The organism is Ruegeria sp. YTSB088 (genome assembly GCF_059609825.1).
Window position 1 is genome coordinate 348,850 of the sequence record NZ_JBXWMM010000002.1, and the last position, 18,377, is coordinate 367,226.

Annotated in this window: 21 protein-coding genes and 1 tRNA gene; 9 read left to right on the forward strand and 13 right to left on the reverse strand. The window is 58.3% G+C overall.

Annotated elements, in window-relative coordinates:
* Positions 1 to 32: 32 nt before the first annotated feature.
* The 5 genes from AC2FFA_RS04625 to AC2FFA_RS04645 form a co-directional block, all read right to left on the reverse strand.
* Complete coding sequence (locus AC2FFA_RS04625) at positions 33 to 1,217, reverse strand: vWA domain-containing protein (RefSeq protein ID WP_496850222.1); 1,185 nt, start codon at positions 1,215 to 1,217, stop codon at positions 33 to 35.
* Between the two features lie 4 nt (positions 1,218 to 1,221).
* The gene (locus AC2FFA_RS04630; RefSeq protein ID WP_496671201.1) at positions 1,222 to 1,392 is read right to left on the reverse strand and encodes a hypothetical protein; all 171 of its coding nucleotides are present in this window, start codon (positions 1,390 to 1,392) and stop codon (positions 1,222 to 1,224) included.
* 7 nt (positions 1,393 to 1,399) lie between these two features.
* A complete protein-coding gene (locus AC2FFA_RS04635) occupies positions 1,400 to 2,767 on the reverse strand; it encodes a DUF2927 domain-containing protein (protein ID WP_496850224.1) in 1,368 nt (455 codons plus the stop codon).
* Positions 2,764 to 3,153, reverse strand: coding sequence for a GNAT family N-acetyltransferase (locus AC2FFA_RS04640; protein WP_496850379.1), 390 nt, complete (start codon positions 3,151 to 3,153; stop codon positions 2,764 to 2,766). The genes AC2FFA_RS04635 and AC2FFA_RS04640 overlap by 4 nt, the downstream gene beginning before the upstream one ends.
* 169 nt (positions 3,154 to 3,322) lie before the next feature.
* Positions 3,323 to 4,168, reverse strand: coding sequence for an AAA family ATPase (locus AC2FFA_RS04645; RefSeq protein WP_117868689.1), 846 nt, complete (start codon positions 4,166 to 4,168; stop codon positions 3,323 to 3,325).
* Positions 4,169 to 4,550: 382 nt separating this feature from the next.
* Between AC2FFA_RS04645 and dksA the strand changes: the two genes are divergently transcribed.
* Together dksA and AC2FFA_RS04655 are read left to right on the forward strand one after the other, a co-directional pair.
* Positions 4,551 to 4,973 carry an RNA polymerase-binding protein DksA gene (gene dksA, locus AC2FFA_RS04650; protein WP_117872703.1) on the forward strand — a complete coding sequence of 141 codons (423 nt, stop codon included), beginning with the start codon at positions 4,551 to 4,553 and terminating at the stop codon, positions 4,971 to 4,973.
* Positions 4,974 to 5,046: 73 nt separating this feature from the next.
* The gene (locus tag AC2FFA_RS04655; RefSeq protein WP_496850227.1) at positions 5,047 to 6,192 is read left to right on the forward strand and encodes an FAD-dependent monooxygenase; all 1,146 of its coding nucleotides are present in this window, start codon (positions 5,047 to 5,049) and stop codon (positions 6,190 to 6,192) included.
* Positions 6,193 to 6,196: 4 nt separating this feature from the next.
* On the opposite strand, the gene xth is transcribed toward AC2FFA_RS04655, so the two are convergent.
* The gene (xth, locus tag AC2FFA_RS04660) at positions 6,197 to 6,976 is read right to left on the reverse strand and encodes an exodeoxyribonuclease III (RefSeq protein WP_496850229.1); all 780 of its coding nucleotides are present in this window, start codon (positions 6,974 to 6,976) and stop codon (positions 6,197 to 6,199) included.
* A gap of 277 nt (positions 6,977 to 7,253) precedes the next feature.
* Positions 7,254 to 7,577, reverse strand: a complete 324-nt coding sequence (locus AC2FFA_RS04665) for a HesB/IscA family protein (RefSeq protein WP_496671189.1) — start codon at positions 7,575 to 7,577, stop codon at positions 7,254 to 7,256.
* Positions 7,578 to 7,653: 76 nt separating this feature from the next.
* Between AC2FFA_RS04665 and AC2FFA_RS04670 the strand changes: the two genes are divergently transcribed.
* Positions 7,654 to 8,793, forward strand: a complete 1,140-nt coding sequence (locus AC2FFA_RS04670; RefSeq protein WP_496680917.1) for a deoxyguanosinetriphosphate triphosphohydrolase — start codon at positions 7,654 to 7,656, stop codon at positions 8,791 to 8,793.
* Here AC2FFA_RS04670 and AC2FFA_RS04675 read toward each other — a convergent pair whose 3' ends face one another.
* Positions 8,794 to 9,345, reverse strand: coding sequence for a putative pterin-binding protein (locus tag AC2FFA_RS04675; protein ID WP_496680915.1), 552 nt, complete (start codon positions 9,343 to 9,345; stop codon positions 8,794 to 8,796).
* 133 nt (positions 9,346 to 9,478) lie between these two features.
* On the opposite strand from AC2FFA_RS04675, the gene argS reads away from it, so the two are divergent.
* The 6 genes from argS (at position 9,479) to AC2FFA_RS04705 (ending at position 15,088) form a co-directional block, all read left to right on the forward strand.
* Positions 9,479 to 11,224, forward strand: coding sequence for an arginine--tRNA ligase (gene argS, locus AC2FFA_RS04680; protein ID WP_496850231.1), 1,746 nt, complete (start codon positions 9,479 to 9,481; stop codon positions 11,222 to 11,224).
* A 39-nt stretch (positions 11,225 to 11,263) separates the two neighbouring features.
* The gene (locus AC2FFA_RS04685; RefSeq protein ID WP_496850232.1) at positions 11,264 to 12,376 is read left to right on the forward strand and encodes an SPOR domain-containing protein; all 1,113 of its coding nucleotides are present in this window, start codon (positions 11,264 to 11,266) and stop codon (positions 12,374 to 12,376) included.
* On the forward strand, positions 12,373 to 13,380 hold the full coding sequence (nagZ, locus tag AC2FFA_RS04690) for a beta-N-acetylhexosaminidase (protein ID WP_496850233.1): 1,008 nt from the start codon (positions 12,373 to 12,375) through the stop codon (positions 13,378 to 13,380). The genes AC2FFA_RS04685 and nagZ overlap by 4 nt, the downstream gene beginning before the upstream one ends.
* Complete coding sequence (locus AC2FFA_RS04695; protein WP_496719261.1) at positions 13,370 to 14,164, forward strand: segregation and condensation protein A; 795 nt, start codon at positions 13,370 to 13,372, stop codon at positions 14,162 to 14,164. Before nagZ ends, AC2FFA_RS04695 begins: the two co-directional genes overlap by 11 nt.
* On the forward strand, positions 14,157 to 14,807 hold the full coding sequence (gene scpB / locus AC2FFA_RS04700) for an SMC-Scp complex subunit ScpB (protein ID WP_117868697.1): 651 nt from the start codon (positions 14,157 to 14,159) through the stop codon (positions 14,805 to 14,807). Before AC2FFA_RS04695 ends, scpB begins: the two co-directional genes overlap by 8 nt.
* Positions 14,808 to 14,872: 65 nt before the next feature.
* Positions 14,873 to 15,088 carry a hypothetical protein gene (locus tag AC2FFA_RS04705; RefSeq protein WP_496671173.1) on the forward strand — a complete coding sequence of 72 codons (216 nt, stop codon included), beginning with the start codon at positions 14,873 to 14,875 and terminating at the stop codon, positions 15,086 to 15,088.
* Positions 15,089 to 15,091: 3 nt separating this feature from the next.
* On the opposite strand, the gene AC2FFA_RS04710 is transcribed toward AC2FFA_RS04705, so the two are convergent.
* The 5 genes from AC2FFA_RS04710 to AC2FFA_RS04730 form a co-directional block, all read right to left on the reverse strand.
* Positions 15,092 to 16,171 (reverse strand): 2'-deoxycytidine 5'-triphosphate deaminase, encoded by a 1,080-nt coding sequence (locus tag AC2FFA_RS04710; RefSeq protein WP_496671171.1) that lies wholly within the window; start codon positions 16,169 to 16,171, stop codon positions 15,092 to 15,094.
* Positions 16,172 to 16,232: 61 nt separating this feature from the next.
* Positions 16,233 to 16,309: transfer RNA gene (locus AC2FFA_RS04715), tRNA-Pro, on the reverse strand.
* Positions 16,310 to 16,370: 61 nt separating this feature from the next.
* Complete coding sequence (locus AC2FFA_RS04720; protein WP_117868700.1) at positions 16,371 to 16,976, reverse strand: MerR family transcriptional regulator; 606 nt, start codon at positions 16,974 to 16,976, stop codon at positions 16,371 to 16,373.
* An 18-nt stretch (positions 16,977 to 16,994) separates the two neighbouring features.
* Positions 16,995 to 17,297, reverse strand: a complete 303-nt coding sequence (ihfA, locus tag AC2FFA_RS04725; protein WP_117868701.1) for an integration host factor subunit alpha — start codon at positions 17,295 to 17,297, stop codon at positions 16,995 to 16,997.
* 96 nt (positions 17,298 to 17,393) lie between these two features.
* Positions 17,394 to 18,365 carry a beta-ketoacyl-ACP synthase III gene (locus AC2FFA_RS04730; RefSeq protein ID WP_496850236.1) on the reverse strand — a complete coding sequence of 324 codons (972 nt, stop codon included), beginning with the start codon at positions 18,363 to 18,365 and terminating at the stop codon, positions 17,394 to 17,396.
* Positions 18,366 to 18,377 lie beyond the last annotated feature (12 nt).

An 18,377-nucleotide genomic window follows, 5' to 3' on the forward strand; every position in this document is an offset into this window, starting at 1 on the left:
CACAACGGGCGAAGCTTGAAGCCTTAACTTGGCTACCGAGTCAGTTCCCTCATGCCCTGTTCCAGTCCGGCCAGAGTCATTGGCACCATGCGATCTTCAAAGATTTCACGGATCATGCCGATGGAATGGGTGTATTCCCAGTACTTCTCGGGCACAGGGTTGATCCACAGGTTCGATGCCCATTGATCCCGCGCGCGTTGCAGCCAGACCTGACCGGCCTCTGCGTTCCAATGCTCGTTTGCGCCGCCGGGATAGGCGATCTCATAGGGGCTCATCGAGGCGTCGCCGACGAAGATGCACTTATAGTCACTGCGATAGGTGCGAAGAACCTCGTGGGTCGGGGTCTGCTGATCCCACCGGCGGCGGTTGTCGCGCCAGACACCTTCATAGAGGCAATTGTGGAAGTAGTAGTATTCGAGATGCTTGAACTCGGTTCGCGCGGCTGAGAACAATTCCTCGACCACCTTGATATGCGGGTCCATCGATCCGCCGACATCCAGAAACAGCAGTACCTTGACTGCGTTGTGGCGTTCGGGGCGGGTTTTGACATCCAGATAGCCATGTTCGGCGGTGGCGCGTATGGTGCCATCCAGATCCAGCTCCTCGGCAGCGCCTTCGCGCGCCCAGCGGCGCAGGCGTTTCAAAGCAACTTTGATGTTGCGCGTGCCCAGTTCAACCGTGTCGTCCAGATTCCTGAATTCCCGTTTGTCCCAGACTTTGACCGCGCGCTGGTGGCGGCTTTCCTTCTGACCGATGCGGACCCCTTCGGGGTTGTATCCATAGGCCCCGAACGGAGAAGTTCCGGCTGTGCCGATCCACTTGTTTCCGCCCTGATGACGGCCTTGTTGTTCCTTGAGGCGCTCGCGCAGTGTTTCCATCAGCTTGTCGAACCCGCCAAGCGCTTCGATCTCGGCTTTTTCTTCATCCGACAGGTGTTTTTCGGCCAGTTTGGCCAACCAATCACCGGGGATATCGACGGCCTCCAGAACCTGATCGAAACTGATTTCGTTCAGCCCTTCGAAACTGGCGGCAAAGGCGCGGTCGAACTTGTCGATGTTGCGTTCGTCCTTCACCATCGAAACGCGGGCGAGATAGTAGAACGCCTCGACATCATAGGTGGCGAGACCCTTTTTCATGCCTTCCAGAAAAGTCAGATACTCCCGAAGCGATACCGGGATGCCAGCTTTGCGAAGGTTTTCGAAAAAGGGCAGGAACATCGTGTCAGGCCACCAAACGCACCAGAACCAACGAGATCGCCAGACCCACCAGCGCAAAGGCAATGCCGTACCCGGCTGCATATTGCGCCATATCGGCCCGATTGCCGCTGCGCTTTTTCGCGGTCAGGGCGCCCAAGGTAGCACCCAGTGCCGCCATTCCCAGAACTACCAACATATGTGTGTCATCCGTCTTTCGTGCTATCGGCGTTTCTTCGGCCACCATCCTGCGACAACGACTGGGCCACCAGATCCGAACCAAACCCGTACCGCGCCCATCCCAGGCTGTCCAGCCTGACGGCGCGTGCCTTCTGGATCTGTCCCGCCTGTCTCAGTGCCTCTGATTTCAGCAACAACAATGTGGCCAGCAAAGAGGCATTTTCAGCTCGGGTCATGACATCGATGGCCCTGTCCAGTTCAGGCAGAACACTGGGCCCCTTATCCTGTGCCAGCGCAAACGCTGCGGTTTGAGTCGTTACATAGGCCTGATGCACGTCTGTTCCGGGCGTGGCCTTCAGGAACTGTTGCGCAATCTGAAACTGGCGCTGGGCTTCGTTGGGGTCTCGGAATTGTTCCATCCTGCCCATCAGATAATGGGGATAGGCGCGGCGGTGATCTGTCCAACCCTGTTGCTGACCGATCCGTGCCGCTTTTCGCGCTGCGCGCATCTGTCTGGGCGAACCCGACCCGGGCCCCAGTGATTTCTGAATCGCGTCAATCCACTCGCGCGGCGTATCCGTGAAGGGTTGAACGGCCACTCTGTCCCCTCGCGGGTTCAACCTGCCAAGAACTCCTGGAATGACAGCGGCGACCTGATCTCGGGTCATGCCGGTGCGCAGTTCCGGCGCATAAGCAGCCCGCAAGATCAGCATGTCGAATCCGGTCAGAACAGTATGAATGTTGTCGTCGTTGAACACCGAATCCGGCAGATGGTAGAGGTCGTTCAGCGGACCAAGGGCCTGTGCCAGTTCTTCATGCAGACAATCACGTATTTCCTGCGGACTGACGTCGTATGGGATGAAAATCCCAAGCCGTTCGCGTTTTCGAAGCTCGGTCCAACTGCTTTTGATCTTTCGACGGTCACGTCGATACTCTTCAAGGCTGGACGAGTTGGGGACCACAAAACACGCCGCGTTGGGCAGAATGCGCAGAATGTCTTTCTGGCTGACGGCTTCGATGGTGATATTGGCCTGACCCTCGTTGACCTGCCGGATATTGATCCCGGCCTCGCGCCGTAGGCGATTGAGCAACCGGGTCAGGTCCTGCAGCATGCTTGCGGTCGGTGATCCGGTCAGACGGACTGTGACCGGGGTCTCAAATCGCGTGAAAACGGGCAGGGCGGCCCCGCTTTCCAGCTCGAAATGCAAGGACAAGAAGTCAGAGGCGATGTTTTTGTTGGACCGAGCGGGCGGCGAGGGATGCGCAGTCGAAAAAGATTTGGCAGGCGGCAAAGTCGCTTCGATGGACTGGACCTGACCGGGAAGCTCGATTGTTTCAACCGTCGCGCAGCCAGAAACAACCAGTGCCAGAAAAAGGGCACTCAATCGCTTCATGAGCGGGCGTACTTGATGAACGGTGTCAGTGTTCCGATGCGATCATACAATTGCCGCGCAGTATGGTTGAACTCCTGGGTCAGCCAATAAACCGATGGCGCGCCCTGACGATCGGCCTCATCATAGACTGCTTGGATCAAGGCCCGCCCAACGCCGGAACCCCTTGCCTCGGGTCGTGCGAACAGGTCCTGCAAGTAGCAGACTTTTTCCACCTTCCAGGCATGACGATGAAACAGGTAATGTGTCAGTCCGACCAGAGCGCCATTCTGCTCGGCAACGAAACAGGAAAAATCCTGCGGGTCGTCGCCCAGCAGTCTGCAAAAGGTTGTTTCGTATATGTCATCGGGCAGGGCCGTTTCGTAAAATACCAGATAATCCCGCCACATGTCGGCCCATTGGCTTTTGTCCTCGGCACGCAGGGTGCGGATTGTCAGTGCATTAGCCAAGCGATACATCCAGTTCTGTGGGGGCGAAGCTCTGTCTCGCCAGATAGGCCGATGCTGACATTCGGGTCGTCCCAAGGCAAGCCATGATCACCGTCCCTTTACCTGCCGGCTATCGCTTGCCGCGTGCCAAGAAGGCCAGACGTTCGAACAAATGCACATCCTGTTCATTCTTCAGCAACGCACCGTGCAGTTTCGGCAGCGCGTCGGTACCGCCACGCTTGAGGTCTTCGGCACTCAGGTCTTCGGCCAGCAGCAGTTTCAGCCAGTCCAGCACCTCGGATGTCGATGGCTTTTTCTTCAGCCCCTGCGTGTCGCGGATTTCATAGAACTGGGTCAGGGCTGTGGTCAGCAGCGCCTCCTTGATGCCAGGATGATGTACTTCGACGATTCGACGCATCGTAGCCTCATCCGGAAAGCGGATGTAGTGAAAGAAACAGCGGCGCAGGAACGCGTCCGGCAATTCTTTTTCATTGTTCGAGGTGATGATAACGATAGGGCGGTTCTTGGCCCGGATCGTTGCCCCTGTCTCGTAAACATGGAACTCCATCTTGTCGAGTTCCTGCAGAAGGTCGTTGGGAAACTCGATATCCGCCTTGTCGATCTCATCGATCAGCAGAACAACCTTTTCGTCGGCCTCGAAGGCCTGCCACAGCTTGCCTTTGCGGATGTAGTTCGACACGTCATGAACACGTTCCTCACCCAGCTGGCTGTCCCGCAAACGGCTGACCGCATCATATTCATACAGGCCCTGCTGCGCGCGGGTGGTGGATTTCACGTTCCACTCAATCATCCTCAGCCCCAGCGCGCCGGCCACCTGTTTGGCAAGCTCTGTCTTGCCAGTGCCGGGTTCGCCCTTGACCAGCAATGGACGCTCGAGTGTGACGGCGGCGTTCACGGCAATTGTCAGATCGTCAGTGGCGACATATTCGGCTGTACCTTGAAAGCGTGCTGTCATGGGCCTCTCGTATGGTTTTTCGTGATCCGTGGGCTGGTTGTGTTTTCCGGGTTACAGACGGCCAACGATTTTGACAACCCGCGTCCATGCGTCGGTTGAGGCGATTTTAGTAAGAACTCCAAGCCCTTTTGGTTGATTCGCGTGCGGGAATGTGTCCTGCTGATTAACGCCTGCCTCAAAAAGGCCCGCTAAATTTCATAGAAAAATAGGGTTTTGTTGTTGTTTGTCTCATATTTAGACAAAACAGCGCTTGGGCGTGCTGAAGCAAAGTTTGTGTAGTGACAATCCCACGCTCGTCGGCTAAATGCTGCGCAGAAGGGGGTGCCAAATGTCAGGTGAAACAACCGCGACCGACGTTTCTGGCCATACCGAGGGAGCAAATATGAAACAGGAAGTTTTTCTGCCGGAGGATTACCGCCCGGCCGAAGATGAACCTTTCATGAATGACCGTCAGCTTGAGTATTTTCGCCGCAAGCTGTTGGATTGGAAGAATGAACTTTTGGCGGGCAGCCGCGACACGATCGAAGGGCTGCAGGACAACACCCGAAACATCCCGGATGTCGCAGACCGAGCGAGCGAGGAAACAGATCGCGCTTTGGAACTGCGGACACGCGATCGTCAACGCAAGCTGGTCGCCAAAATCGACGCAGCCCTGCGTCGGATCGAAGAAAGTGAATACGGGTATTGCGAAAAGACCGGCGATCCAATTTCGCTGAAACGTCTTGATGCACGTCCGATTGCAACCATGACGCTTGAGGCGCAAGAGCGCCACGAGCGCCGCGAAAAAGTCCACCGCGACGATTGATCGCCGGGTGCAACTTGAGAATTTCGAACGCTGGGGCCTGTGGCTCTGGCGTTTTTGCGTTAAGCGGTAGGGCATGAAGATCAATCGGTTGAATTTCTGCGTTATTGGCGGTGGCATCGGTGGCTTGGCGTCTTCGTTGGCGCTGCGGCAACACGGGGCGCAGGTCACCCTGCTGGAGCAAGCCCCGGCACTGACCGAGGTCGGCGCAGGTCTGCAGATCAGTGAAAACGGGATGTGTGTGTTGCGCGCGCTTGGGGTGGCGGATCTGTCTGTCGGTCAGAAATCCCATGGTACGATCGTCCGTGATTACCGCAAAGGGCGCGTTGTCAGCCGACTGCCTGGACCGTCGGCTGGTCCGACCAATTATTTTCACCGTGCCGACTTGTTGAATCTGCTGCATTCTGCGGCCCGCAAGGCCGGTGTGGATGTCCGCCTGGGGGCCAAAGTTTCCAACGTGCAAAAACACTCCAACGAAGCTGAAATCCTGTTGGCGAGCGGCGAGCGGCTGCGCGCCGAATGTGTCATTGCCGCCGACGGTGGTCGAAGCGCGATTCGCCCGGCCCTGAACGGGCCCGAAACTCCTGTGTTTACGCACCAGGTCGCCTGGCGCGCAACCATTCCCTGGCGACCAGATTCAGACGTGGTGGCGGCATCCCTGACCATGGGGCCGGGTCGGCATGTCGTGACCTATCCTTTGCGCGATCAAAGCATGATGAACATCGTTGCGGTCGAGGAGCGCTCGGATTGGCGGGAAGAGGGATGGAAGCTAAGGGGTGATCCGGACGAATTGCGCGCACGTTTTTCAGGATTCGGCGATCCGGTACGTGAGATTCTGTCAAAGGTCTCCGATGTGAATCTGTGGGCTTTGTTCCTGCGCCCGGTCGCAAAAAAATGGCAGAACGGTCGTCTGGCATTGCTGGGGGACGCGGCGCATCCGACCTTGCCGTTCATGGCGCAAGGCGCTTGCCTGGCGCTGGAAGATGCCTGGACGCTTGCGCGATCATTCGACGAGCACCCGGGTGTCACCAGCGCGCTTGCAGCCTACGAGAAAACGCGCCGACCAAGGGCAGAAAGCGTGGTTGCCGCTGCCGGGTCGAACGCACGCAATTTCCACCTTTCAGGCCCCGCCCGTTTGGCGGCCCAATGTGCGCTTATGGCAATCGGGGGGAAATTGTCGCGCCGTTACGAATGGATATACAGCTACGACGTCACGGCCTGAAACACTATATGTCCAGATCGACCCAGACTGGCACATGATCCGAGGGTTTTTCATGTCCGCGCACGGCTGCATCAATCTGGCAATCCCGCATAAGATCCGCCGCTTGTGGGGTCAGCAGAAAGTGATCGATCCGAATTCCGTCGTTTCGGTTCCAGGCCCCGGCCTGATAATCCCAAAATGAATAGTGTCCCGCGCTTTGGGTGGCGGCCCGGAACGCTTCGGTGAAGCCCAGATTCAGGATTTTGCGAAATGCGGCGCGGCTTTCAGGGCGAAACAATGCGTCTTCGAGCCATGCTTCGGGGCGTTTGGCGTCCTCCGCCTGCGGGATGATGTTGTAATCCCCCGCCATCAACGCAGGCTCTTCGGTTGCCAGCAAAGTGCGGGCACGGTCGTAAAGTCGTTCCATCCAAGCCAGTTTGTAGTCGTATTTCGGGCCGGGTGCCGGATTGCCATTGGGCAGATACAATCCACAGAGCCGAAGAGCCTTTTTGCCAACGACAGTGGCTTCGATCCAGCGGGCCTGTTCATCCGCGTCATCGCCTGGAAGGCCGCGCGACACGTCCTCGAGTGGAAGTTTCGACAATATTGCTACGCCGTTGAAGCTTTTTTGCCCGTGAGTTTCCACATTGAATCCACGCTCTTCGAATATCTCGCGCGGGAAGTTTTCGTCGACCGACTTGATCTCTTGCAACAGCACAACGTCCGGCTGCGCTTCGTCCAGCCAACGGGGCAGGGCCTCGACCCGCGCCTTGATGCCATTGATGTTGAACGTGGCGATTTTCATGCGCGATCCTCCGAAGACTTGGTGCAACCTATCGCTCAGAACGGGTCCAACGGCAAGCCGGAGATCGGATTCGCGAGGCTCTGCCTCGCGCTCCGGGATATTTTGGCCAGATGAAGAAACGGATTTTTAACTGAATATCTTCAAATTGAAGTGGCGGTACAGGCGGGGACGCCGATGACGGCGCCAGGTGAAGCCCCCTGATCTTTCGGTCAGAGGGCGGACCCCTGCTTCATCTGGCTGAAAATATCCTGGGGGTGTGGGGGCAAAGCCCCCATGGTTACATCGAAAAAGACGTGCCGCAACCGCAGGAAGAGGTGGCGTTGGGGTTGTCGATCACAAATCGCGCACCGATCAGTTCCTGGGTGAAGTCGATGACCGCGTTTTCCAGGAAGGGCAGCGAAATGGCGTCAACAATGACTTTTTGCCCTTTACCTTCAAGGACCAGATCATCTTCTTTTGGCGTATCCAAAGCGATTTCGTATTGAAAACCCGAGCAACCGCCGCCTTCCACTGCGACGCGCAATGCCTGACCCTGATCCGCCGCGCCGATTTCGGCGAGGCGTTCGAAGGCGCGTTCCGTGACTGATGGGGGCAGATTCATGCCGGTCTCCAATGGTTTCCTTCCATTACGCCATACAATATAGAAAGCGCAAGGACAGGCGACAAGGACAGGCCATTTGGACAGAGCTAGTTTTGCCTCGGATCCGGACCGCACCAGGGGGCGGTTTGTGCCCGAGGAGGAAAGCAGTTTCCGATCATGCTTTCAGCGCGACCGGGACCGGATCATTCATGCCAGTGCCTTTCGGCGCCTCAAGCACAAGACGCAGGTGTTTGTTGAACACGAAGGTGACAGCTACCGCACCCGCCTGACCCACTCCATTGAGGTGGCGCAGGTGGCGCGGACCATTGCCGGTGCTCTGGGGTTGAACCCAGAGCTGACCGAAGCCGTGGCCTTGGCGCATGATCTGGGACATACGCCTTTTGGACATACCGGCGAGGACGCGTTGCACGCGTTGATGAAACCCTACGGAGGTTTTGATCACAACGCTCAGGCCATTCGGATCGTCACAAAGCTGGAGCGCCACTATGCAGAATTCGACGGGTGTAACCTGACTTGGGAATGCCTGGAAGGTATAGCCAAGCACAATGGGCCGGTTACGGGCGATCTGCCATGGGCATTGGCCGAATGCAATCAGGGTTTCGATCTTGAACTGCACACCCATGCCAGCGCGGAAGCCCAGGTTGCGGCCCTTTCCGATGACATTGCCTACAACAACCACGATCTACTGGACGGGTTGCGCGCGGGGTTGTTCTCGGACGACGATCTGCAAGACCTGCCGATCGTCGGTGTCTGTTACGCCGAGGTGGATGCCAGATACCCCAGGCTGGATTCCTATCGCCGGCGTCACGAAGCGCTAAGGCGGGTTTTCGGGGTCATGGTGGCCGATGTCATCAACACCTCTCACGATCTCATTGCCGTGTCTGGCGCGCAGTCCGTCGAAGAAGTTCGTCATCTTGGGTATCCTGTCATCCAGTTCTCGGATGAGGTTCGGGCGCAACTGCGCGAAATCCGGGCGTTTCTGTTCACCCGGATGTATCGCGCTCCCAGTGTGATGTCAGTGCGGGAGGAGGTGGCAAAGATCGTGGAAGATCTGTTTCCGATTTATTTGAATGATCCCAAGCAAATGCCTGCGCGCTGGCATGATGATATTGAAGCTGCCGGGGACGAGACAGGTTTGGCCCGTATCGTTTCCGATTACATTGCGGGCATGACCGACCGATTTGCCTTGCAGGACCATGCCCGGCTGACCGGCTGATCACTCCACAGCGATATAGGCGATGGCCCAGACTTGCTGAGCTGCTTGTTTGGCGGACTGATCGACGTTCTCTGTTGGAGGGAAGACGATCATCGTCGGGCCATAACCACCGATCCCCATCGGTGCGCCATCAGAATGCGTTGCTATGATCGGTTTATGCGTGGTGATGCTGTTCCAGTCGATTGCAGCCTGATACCCATCCAGCGCCATGGGAAGAGCGGTTTTCCCCTCGGCCCCTGCCATCGTCATGACGTCTGACAAAAGCGGGCCTGAGAACCTGTAATCACGCTCATTGCCCGGAGGACCATACGAGATTGTGATCTCGAGCTGCTCCAGCCCGTCCAGCATGGCAGCATCAAACCCTGCCGCGCCGTCATGCGTGACCTCCAGATAGCCCAGCAGACCGCCGTCATTCTCCCCCCGCGCGGGCAGGTTTGTTTCGCTGACCGCGCCGCCCAGCGTCAGCAGCACATGGCCTTGCGGTTGTGGTAGGTCGGCCAGTGCAGGCAGGGCGGCGGACAAAAGCAAGGCAATAGACAAGGGGCGGTGCATCAACGGTCTCCGGTAGCTTCGAACATGCCCGAGATTAGCGAGTTGTTCCGCCAAACCAAGCTGAAACATTAGGCGTCCATTGACCTTGCCGCATTGCGTGGTAAACCCCGCGACAAGCAAAAGGACATCCGAAATGAACCTGTTTTCCGAGATCCGCGGCCTTGTACTGGACGCGCTGGCGCAGATGCAGTCCGAAGGCGTACTGCCCGAAGGGCTGAGCTTTGACAACGTGGCGGTCGAACCTCCGCGTGATGCCGCGCATGGGGACATGGCGACCAATGCCGCGATGGTGCTGGCGAAACCAGCCAAGATGAAGCCGCGTGACATTGCCGATGATCTGGCCGGGAAACTGGCGGCGGATGATCGGGTCACAAGCGCTGAAGTGGCGGGCCCCGGTTTCCTGAACCTGCGTCTTGCGCCGTCCGTCTGGCAAGGCGTGTTGGCGGCGGTGCTTGAAAAAGGCACCGATTACGGGCGTTCGACCATGGGGCAGGGGCAGAAGGTGAATGTCGAATATGTCTCGGCCAACCCGACCGGCCCGCTGCATGTCGGACACACTCGCGGCGCGGTGTTCGGGGATGCGTTGGCGAGCCTGCTGGCCTATTCGGGCCATGACGTGACCCGCGAATACTACATCAACGATGGCGGCGCACAGGTGGACGTGCTGGCGCGGTCGGCCTATGAGCGCTATCGCGAGGCCAACGGCCTCAGCCCCGAGATTGCCGAAGGGCTGTATCCCGGCGACTATCTGATCCCGATCGGAGAAGCGCTGAAAGAGAAGTACGGCGACAGCCTGATCGACAAGCCGGAAAGCGACTGGCTGAAAGACCTGCGCGAGTTTTCGACCGACGCTATGATGGATCTGATCCGCGCCGACCTGAAGGCGCTGGGTGTCGAGATGGACGTGTTCTATTCCGAAAAATCGCTTTATGGCACCGGAAAGATCGAGGCTGCGCTTAAGTCCCTGACCGATAAGGGCTTGATCTACGAAGGCGTGCTGGAACCACCCAAAGGCAAGAAGCCCGAGGATTGGGAGCCGCGCGAGCAGACCTTGTTCAAATCCACCGAGCACGGCGATGACGTCGACCGCCCGGTCAAGAAATCTGATGGCAGCTGGACGTATTTCGCCCCGGATATCGCATATCACTATGACAAGGTGACACGTGGTTTTGACGCGCTGATCGACGTGTTCGGCGCGGACCACGGCGGCTACGTAAAACGGATGAAGGCTGCCGTTTCGGCTCTGTCCGATGGCAAGGTGCCGTTGGATATCAAGCTGACGCAGCTGGTGAAGCTGTGGAAAAACGGCGAGCCGTTCAAGATGTCCAAACGGGCCGGGAACTTTGTCACCCTGCGCGATGTGGTCGATCAGGTTGGTCCGGATGTGACCCGTTTCGTGATGCTGACCCGCAAGAACGACGCACCGCTGGATTTCGATTTTGACAAGGTGCTGGAGCAGAGCCGCGAGAACCCGGTGTTCTACGTGCAATACGCCCATGCCCGGGTAATGAGCGTGCTGCGCCGTGCCGCCGAGGCAGGGATCCCAACAGATGATGTGACGCTTGCCGGCGCGGATCTGAGCAAGAACGATCACGTCTCGGAACTGACTGTCGCCAAGAAGCTGGCCGAATGGCCACGCCTGGTCGAAATCGCTGCGCGGACCAACGAACCGCACCGCGTCGCCTTCTATCTGTATGAACTTGCAGGGGATTTTCACGCGCTCTGGAATAAGGGCAATGACGAAACCCAATTGCGTTTCATTCAGGATGGCGATGTTGCCACAAGCCAGTCGAAAATTGCATTGGCCCGTGCCGTTTCTGTTGTGATTTCAGCGGGCTTGGGTATTCTTGGCGTTACCCCGGCGCAGGAGATGCGGTAACCAATACCGCCCGAACCGCCGGTACGAGGTAGGCAAGAAATGACCCGCGCGCCTTTTTTCTGGCGCGAAACGGGCAGTGAGGCGGACATGGCGAGTTACGATTACTCGGGGCACCAAAGCCCCGAGCAGATTCATTACCCGAATCAAACGCATTCCGAGGATGCGTATGACTATCCCGAAGACATGGAGGATTATGATGCGCCACTTGGCGCGTTCGGACTGGGGCGGGCCGTCAATTTCCTGGGTGCCGTCGCATCGCTGGCACTGGTCGCCGGTGTCGGTATTTGGGGATACCAGCTTGTCATGCGGGATGTCAGCGGCGTGCCGGTCGTGCGCGCGGCCGAAGGGCCGATGCGGGTGCAGCCCGAAAACCCAGGCGGAACACCCGCCGATCATCAGGGCTTGGCCGTCAATGCGGTGGCCGCCAAAGGCAGTGCTGCCGCTCCAGCGGATCGCCTGATCCTTGCGCCGCGGCCGGTCTCGTTGACGGATGAAGACGTACCCGCAGCTGATTTGAAGCCGACACCAGCGCTGCATGTGGTGGAAAAGCCGATCTCGACCCAGGAAGCCGCACGATTGCGCCAGAACGCAGTGGATGCGCTGGTTGCGGAACTGGCGGGTGAGGCGGCCAAAACGCAGCAAGAATTTGAAGATGGCGTGCAGGTGGCATCGTTGACCACCCCCGAGGAAGAACCCGCAATTGATCCGGCCGATTTCGCAGCGGCCTTGCCGGATCCGGCCATTGCCGAATTGCCGGGCGTGCGCCGATCCGTGCGCCCGTTGACCCGTCCGGCGCGTGCCTCTCGCAGCCAGGTGTCGCCGAGCGAGAATTCCGAAGAGGCGATCAATGCGGCGGTAAAAGCTGCGGTTGGGTTGGATGTCGATCCTGATACGCTGGAGAAGGGCACGCGTCTGGCACAGCTTGGGGCCTATGACAGCACCCAGGTGGCGCAATCGGAATGGGATCGCCTGAATGGAAAGTTCGGCGAATATATGGCCGGAAAACAGCGTGTTATTCAAAAAACTTCAAGCGGCGGACGCACCTTTTACCGCCTGCGCGTGCTGGGCTTTGAAGACCTGAGCGACTCGCGTCAGTTCTGTGCTGCGCTTGTCGCGCAGGGGGCTGATTGTATCCCGGTGGCCGTTCGGTGAAATTCGGTGCCACGATCACCGATGCTCAGGGCTTGCGCCTGACGCAAAAGGAAAGAGATCTGTTTCGCCAGATGAACCCGTTCGGGTTCATTCTGTTTGCCCGCAACATCGAAAACGCCAAACAGGTAAGCGCCTTGTGTGATGATTTCCGCGAGGCGGTCGGGCGCAATTGCCCGATCACCATCGATCAGGAAGGTGGGCGCGTGCAGCGCCTGCGGGCGCCGTTGGCCCGCGAATGGCTGCCTCCGCTGGACCATGTGACCAATGCCGGAGAACAGGCCGAGCGCGCCATGTATCTGAGGTACCGCCTGACTGCTGATGAACTGTTTGGCCTGGGAATTGACAGCAACTGTGCGCCCATGGTGGACGTCGCGCGACAGGAGACGCATAAGTTCCTGAAAAACAGATGCTATGACACTGATCCTGAACGAGTTTCCAGAATCGCGAAAGCCGTGGCGCAGGCCCATTTGGACGGCGGTGTGCTGCCGGTGCTCAAACACATCCCTGGCCATGGACGTGCCACGTTGGACAGCCATCATGACTTGCCGCATGTGGATCTGCCCTTGGAGGAGCTTGAGCGCAGCGATTTTGTGCCGTTCCTGGCCTTGAACGACCTGCCGATGGGGATGACCGCGCATTTGGTCTATGATCGGATTGACCCGCAGCCTGCCACCATCTCGGCGACCATGATGGATGTGATCCGCAACAGGATTGGCTTTGAGGGGCTGATCATGACCGATGACATCGGGATGAAAGCGCTTAGCGGAACGCCCGCTGACGTGTCGCGGCAAGCCATAAGCGCGGGCTGTGACGTCGTTCTGCACTGCAACGGAAGCTTTGCCGAGCGCGCCCAGGTGATGGAAGCTGCCGGAGAAATGTCTGATGTAGCACAGGCCCGCGCAGAACGGGCGCTGGCGATGCGCAAACGCCCGCTGGAACTTGACATCCCTGCCGTCGAAGCGGAACTATCTGCCCTAATGGGCGGGCAGGTATATGAACGATAACCTTTTTAGCGAAGACCCTGTCTCGGTCGCGGATCGTCTTGCGGCCGAAGCGCTGATCGTTGACGTCGATGGGTTCGAAGGCCCGCTGGATGTTCTGCTGACCCTGTCGCGCACGCAAAAAGTTGACCTGAGGAAAATCTCTGTCCTTGCGCTGGCGCAGCAATACCTGGCCTTTGTCGAAAAGGCGCGGGCGCTGCGTATTGAACTGGCCGCCGATTATCTGGTGATGGCGGCCTGGCTGGCGTTTCTCAAGTCCCGCTTGCTGCTGCCGCCAGACCCGGATGACGAGGGACCCTCGGGCGAGGAACTGGCCGCACATCTTGCGTTTCAGTTGGAACGCTTGCAGGCGATGCGCGATGCTGCCGCACGGCTAATGGCGCGTGATCAGCTGGGGCGCGATTTCTTCGAACGCGGGCAGGGCGAAGATATCACCCGCATCCGAACCGTGACCTATTCCGCCACGCTGCTGGATCTGATGCAGGGCTATGCCCGGATCCGCACGCGTGATGAATTCCGCCCGTTTGTGATGGATCGCGATTCGGTATTCACCATGGAACAGGCGCTGGAAAGAATGCGCCCGCTGATCGGGTTTGCCGGGACATGGACCGATATGGAAACTTACCTGCCCGATGGCTGGGATTCCGACCCGGTACGGCGCAGGTCGGCAACGGCGGCGACCTTTGCAGCCTCGCTGGAGTTGGTGAAAGAAGGACATATGGAAATCAAGCAGAGCGAGACATTCGCTCCGATCCATTTGCGCAAGAGGACCGAGACACGTGACTGATGCCCCCGAAGAGACCGGTACGCTGTTCGAGGCCCCTCCACTGGCTGAACAGGAACGCATGGTCGAAGCCGTTCTTTTCGCCAGCGCCGATCCGGTGACAATTGCGGATCTTGAAGCGCGGATGCCCCATGGCAGCGACGCGGCACAAGCAGTTGAATCGCTTCAGAAACGGTATGAGGGCCGTGGTGTACGCGTGGTGCGCGTAGGAGACGCCTGGGCCATCCGCACGGCCCCTGACCTGGGCTTTCTGATGCAGAAGGAAACGGTCGAGACCCGCAAGCTCAGCCGCGCTGCGATCGAAACTCTGGCCATCGTGGCTTATCATCAGCCCTGCACGCGGGCCGAGATCGAGGAAATCCGGGGTGTCTCGGTTTCGCGCGGAACAATCGATCAGTTGCTGGAGATGGAGTGGATCAAACTGGGCCGCCGCCGCATGACTCCCGGTCGTCCGGTGACGTTTGTGGTAACACCTGAGTTTCTGGATCATTTTGGGCTTGAGAACGCCCGTGACTTGCCCGGGCTAAAAGAGTTGCGGGCAGCGGGATTGCTGGAGAATCGTCCTCCTCCGGGGGCCATCCCACTGGGCGAAGGCCGCGAGGACGAGAGCGACGAAGACCAGACCGAACTGTTCGAGGAAGAGTGATCGCGCAGCCCTTTTGTTGCCGCATAAAGCGCGTATCTATATACGTAAGGACACGGAGTTGAGCCATGAATGCAAACCGGATCATTGACATGATTGTGCGTCAGGTCATGCGCCGTCTTGTCAACAAGGGTGTGAACAAAGGCATCGATTTGGCCAGCCGCAAGGGCAACGGATCGGGCGCATCGAATGAGACCAGCAAAGCCAGCGCACCACGCCATGCGCAGAGCCTGCGGCAGGCACAGCGCGTGACCCGGCAAATGCGCCGGTTCATGAAATTCTAGGGATTAGCCAACAGCTTTGAAGTGCTTCGACAGTTTCAGGCCCTGACCCTGATAGTTCGAGGCAATGCCCGCACCATATAGTTGCGTCGGCATCTCTGCCATTTTCTCATAGACCAGACGTCCGACGACCTGCCCGTGCTCCAGCACGAATGGCGCTTCGTGGCAGCGCACCTCAAGCACGCCACGGGAACCGGCACCCCCGGCAGCGGCATGGCCAAAACCAGGATCAAAGAAGCCTGCATAGTGCACTCTGAACTCACCAACCATCGCCAGATAGGGCGCCATTTCAGCCGCGTACATTGGTGGAATATGCACCGCCTCGCGACTAACAAGGATATAAAACGCGCCGGGGTCCAGGATGATGCAACCATCCTTGGTCCGCACCTCTTCCCAATAGTCCTGCGGGTCGTATTCACCTATTCGATCCAGATCGATCACCCCGGTGTGTGGTTTGGCGCGATAGCCGACGAGATCGGTATCAGGCAGTTGCAGGTCGACCGAAAAGCCCAGACCGTCCTGAATGACTGCAGGTCCGTCCACCAGCGGAGATTCGGCATGTAAGGATCTCAGTTCGGCATCTGACAACACGGCCTGACCCTGTCGGAAACGAATTTGGTTCAGGCGCATCCCGGGACGAACCAGAACCGAGAAGGAGCGCGGGCAGATTTCGGCATAAAGCGGGCCTGTGTACCCTGCGGGCACCCGGTCAAACTCGGTGCCGCCATCGGTGATGGTCCGTGTCAGAAGATCGAGCCGCCCGGTCGAGCTTTTGGCGTTGGCCACAGCGCTCATGTTGTCGGGCAGGGCAAGCGATTCCATCAGGGGCACCAGATAGACGCAGCCTTTTTCCAGAACCGCACCGGCCGAGATGTCGATGCGGTGCATCTCAAACTCTGCCAACCGGTCCGTGACAGTCCGGCCTTCGCCCGCAAGGAATGAGGCGCGTACTCGGTAAGCCACTGTTCCCAGACGCAAATCAAGGCTGGCGGGTTGAATCTGCGCAGACAGAACCTCTGGGTCGGCTGTGATCTCACCGCGCGAGATCATCGCCTCTAGCTGTTGGTTCGGGCAAACACCTGTCATCTCGATCCCCCCTGGTGCCAGAGCGGGATCTGGCCTGTATGCCATAAACGTCGGTGTAATTTGGTCGGGCTAGCAGGACTCGAACCTGCGACCTTCCGTCCCCCAGACGGACGCGCTACCAGGCTGCGCCATAGCCCGACGTTGGGGTGTTCATAAAGATTTTCCCGGCAGGGGCAAGAGGAAAACAATGCCTTTTGTCCTAACCCGTCGCCTGTGTTTCGACACGGTCCAGCCAGCGGCGCAGGTCTTTCGCAATCGGAGCAATGCGCCGCAACAGGTCATCATCAAAATCTGTCTGTTTCCACGCAAGCGACGCGATTCCACCCATCAAAGGCGCGGCATCCAGTTCGGGCTCTGGTTCCGGCTGTGCCGCAGAAGATGTACGCGCGTTGGCCTGCGGGCCTTCTTTCTCCGAATGCTCGGACGGTTCGCCCAGATCCATACGAATCTGCTTCTTGGCGGTTGCAGGCTTAGGTTCAAACGGTACCACGGTGTCCTGGACGGGCTCAATCGGGGCGGGGACGGGGTCGTCCAGAGACGGGGACAGCGCCGCGACATGTGCGACGCCCTGTTCGCGCAGGATACGCTGGACGCCTTTTATCGTAATACCGTCTTCGTGGAGAAGTTTCTTGATTCCTCCCAACAGACGCATGTCGTTGGGGCGATAATACCTGCGTCCACCTGCGCGTTTGACTGGTTTTACCTGAGTGAATCGGCTTTCCCAGAATCGCAGAACATGAGCCTGAACACCGAGCCAGTCCGCAACTTCACTTATAGTGCGAAAGGCATCGGGGGACTTACTCATAACCTGGACGTCCTGAACTTACTTACGGTTCCCGGCGGCGACGCGATCTTTCATCAGATGCGACGGACGGAAGGTCAGTACACGGCGCGGCTGAATTGGCACTTCCTCGCCGGTTTTAGGATTGCGACCGACACGTGCCGTCTTGTCCCGAACACTGAAGGTGCCGAAAGACGAAATCTTCACCTGCTCGCCGCTTACCAATGCATCGGACATATGGTTCAGAACGCTTTCAACCAGCTGCGCACTTTCGTTTCGTGACAGACCTACCTCACGAAAGACAGCTTCGCTCAGATCCATTCGAGTCAGTGTTTTGTCGCCCATGCCATTTCCCCTGTTGCTGTAGAAGCATATGGGTATGGCAAATTCGCTGTCAATATCAATGAATTGCGGGCGGCTGTGTAAGCTGGTTTGCGCCGGTTACCAGCGCAGAACTACCGCGCCCCAGGCCAGACCGCCGCCAATGGCTTCGGTCACGATCAGATCGCCGGTTTTGATCTGTCCGCGTTGCTTGCCCACGGACAGGGCCAATGGGATGGATGCGGCCGACGTGTTTCCGTGATCCTGAACGGTCACAACGACGTTTTCCATCGGCAGGTTCATTTTCTTGGCCGTGCCCTGAATGATGCGGATGTTGGCCTGATGCGGCACGATCCAATCCACGTCCGAGCTGCTCAGCCCCGCTCGTTCCAACGCTGTTTCCGCTGTTTTCGTAAGCTTTTCAACGGCATGGCGGAAAACCTGATTGCCCTGCATGCGCAGGTGCCCGGTGGATTGGGTCGAAACGCCCCCGTCGACATAAAGGAGGTCTTTGTAGCGCCCGTCTGAATTTAGGTCGGTTGCCAGAATACCGCGATCATCCGCAGTGCCTGTGCCGTCCTGCGCTTCCAGCACCAGAGCACCGGCGCCATCACCGAACAGCACACAGGTGGACCGGTCGGTCCAGTCCATGATCCGCGAGAATGTTTCCGCTCCGATTACCAGCACGCGATTGGCCTGACCGGAAACAATCAGCGCATTTGCGTTGGAAAGGGCAAAAACGAATCCTGCACAAACAGCCTGAACATCAAAAGCAAAGCCCTTGGTCATGCCCAACCGTGCCTGAACCATGGTGGCAGCCGAAGGAAAGGTCAGATCCGCCGTTGAAGTCGCCAGAACGATTGCATCAATATCATCCGCCGTCAGACCTGCGTCAGCCAGCGCGGCTTCGGCGGCCTTGGTGGCCAGATCGGATGTCGTCTCGTCTTCGGCAGCAAAGTGGCGGCGTTCGATCCCCGAGCGGGTCTTGATCCATTCGTCGGTCGTGTCCAGGGTTTTCTCAAACTCGGAATTGGGAACAACGCGTTCGGGCAAATAATGCCCGACACCTGCTACAACTGAACGGCCTGCCATTTTAGGGTACTG

Coding starts and splice junctions, on each gene's coding strand:
- argS (WP_496850231.1), top strand. CDS start 9,479: ATGAACCTGTTTTCCGAGATCCGCGGCCTTGTACTGGACGCGCTGGCG.
- AC2FFA_RS04710 (WP_496671171.1), bottom strand. CDS start 16,171: ATGACAGGTGTTTGCCCGAACCAACAGCTAGAGGCGATGATCTCGCGC.
- AC2FFA_RS04720 (WP_117868700.1), bottom strand. CDS start 16,976: ATGAGTAAGTCCCCCGATGCCTTTCGCACTATAAGTGAAGTTGCGGAC.
- xth (WP_496850229.1), bottom strand. CDS start 6,976: ATGAAAATCGCCACGTTCAACATCAATGGCATCAAGGCGCGGGTCGAG.
- AC2FFA_RS04630 (WP_496671201.1), bottom strand. CDS start 1,392: ATGTTGGTAGTTCTGGGAATGGCGGCACTGGGTGCTACCTTGGGCGCC.
- dksA (WP_117872703.1), top strand. CDS start 4,551: ATGAAACAGGAAGTTTTTCTGCCGGAGGATTACCGCCCGGCCGAAGAT.
- AC2FFA_RS04730 (WP_496850236.1), bottom strand. CDS start 18,365: ATGGCAGGCCGTTCAGTTGTAGCAGGTGTCGGGCATTATTTGCCCGAA.
- AC2FFA_RS04665 (WP_496671189.1), bottom strand. CDS start 7,577: ATGAATCTGCCCCCATCAGTCACGGAACGCGCCTTCGAACGCCTCGCC.
- AC2FFA_RS04625 (WP_496850222.1), bottom strand. CDS start 1,217: ATGTTCCTGCCCTTTTTCGAAAACCTTCGCAAAGCTGGCATCCCGGTA.
- AC2FFA_RS04705 (WP_496671173.1), top strand. CDS start 14,873: ATGAATGCAAACCGGATCATTGACATGATTGTGCGTCAGGTCATGCGC.
- AC2FFA_RS04645 (WP_117868689.1), bottom strand. CDS start 4,168: ATGACAGCACGCTTTCAAGGTACAGCCGAATATGTCGCCACTGACGAT.
- AC2FFA_RS04685 (WP_496850232.1), top strand. CDS start 11,264: ATGACCCGCGCGCCTTTTTTCTGGCGCGAAACGGGCAGTGAGGCGGAC.
- ihfA (WP_117868701.1), bottom strand. CDS start 17,297: ATGGGCGACAAAACACTGACTCGAATGGATCTGAGCGAAGCTGTCTTT.
- AC2FFA_RS04635 (WP_496850224.1), bottom strand. CDS start 2,767: ATGAAGCGATTGAGTGCCCTTTTTCTGGCACTGGTTGTTTCTGGCTGC.
- AC2FFA_RS04655 (WP_496850227.1), top strand. CDS start 5,047: ATGAAGATCAATCGGTTGAATTTCTGCGTTATTGGCGGTGGCATCGGT.
- AC2FFA_RS04675 (WP_496680915.1), bottom strand. CDS start 9,345: ATGCACCGCCCCTTGTCTATTGCCTTGCTTTTGTCCGCCGCCCTGCCT.
- AC2FFA_RS04695 (WP_496719261.1), top strand. CDS start 13,370: ATGAACGATAACCTTTTTAGCGAAGACCCTGTCTCGGTCGCGGATCGT.
- AC2FFA_RS04640 (WP_496850379.1), bottom strand. CDS start 3,153: ATGTGGCGGGATTATCTGGTATTTTACGAAACGGCCCTGCCCGATGAC.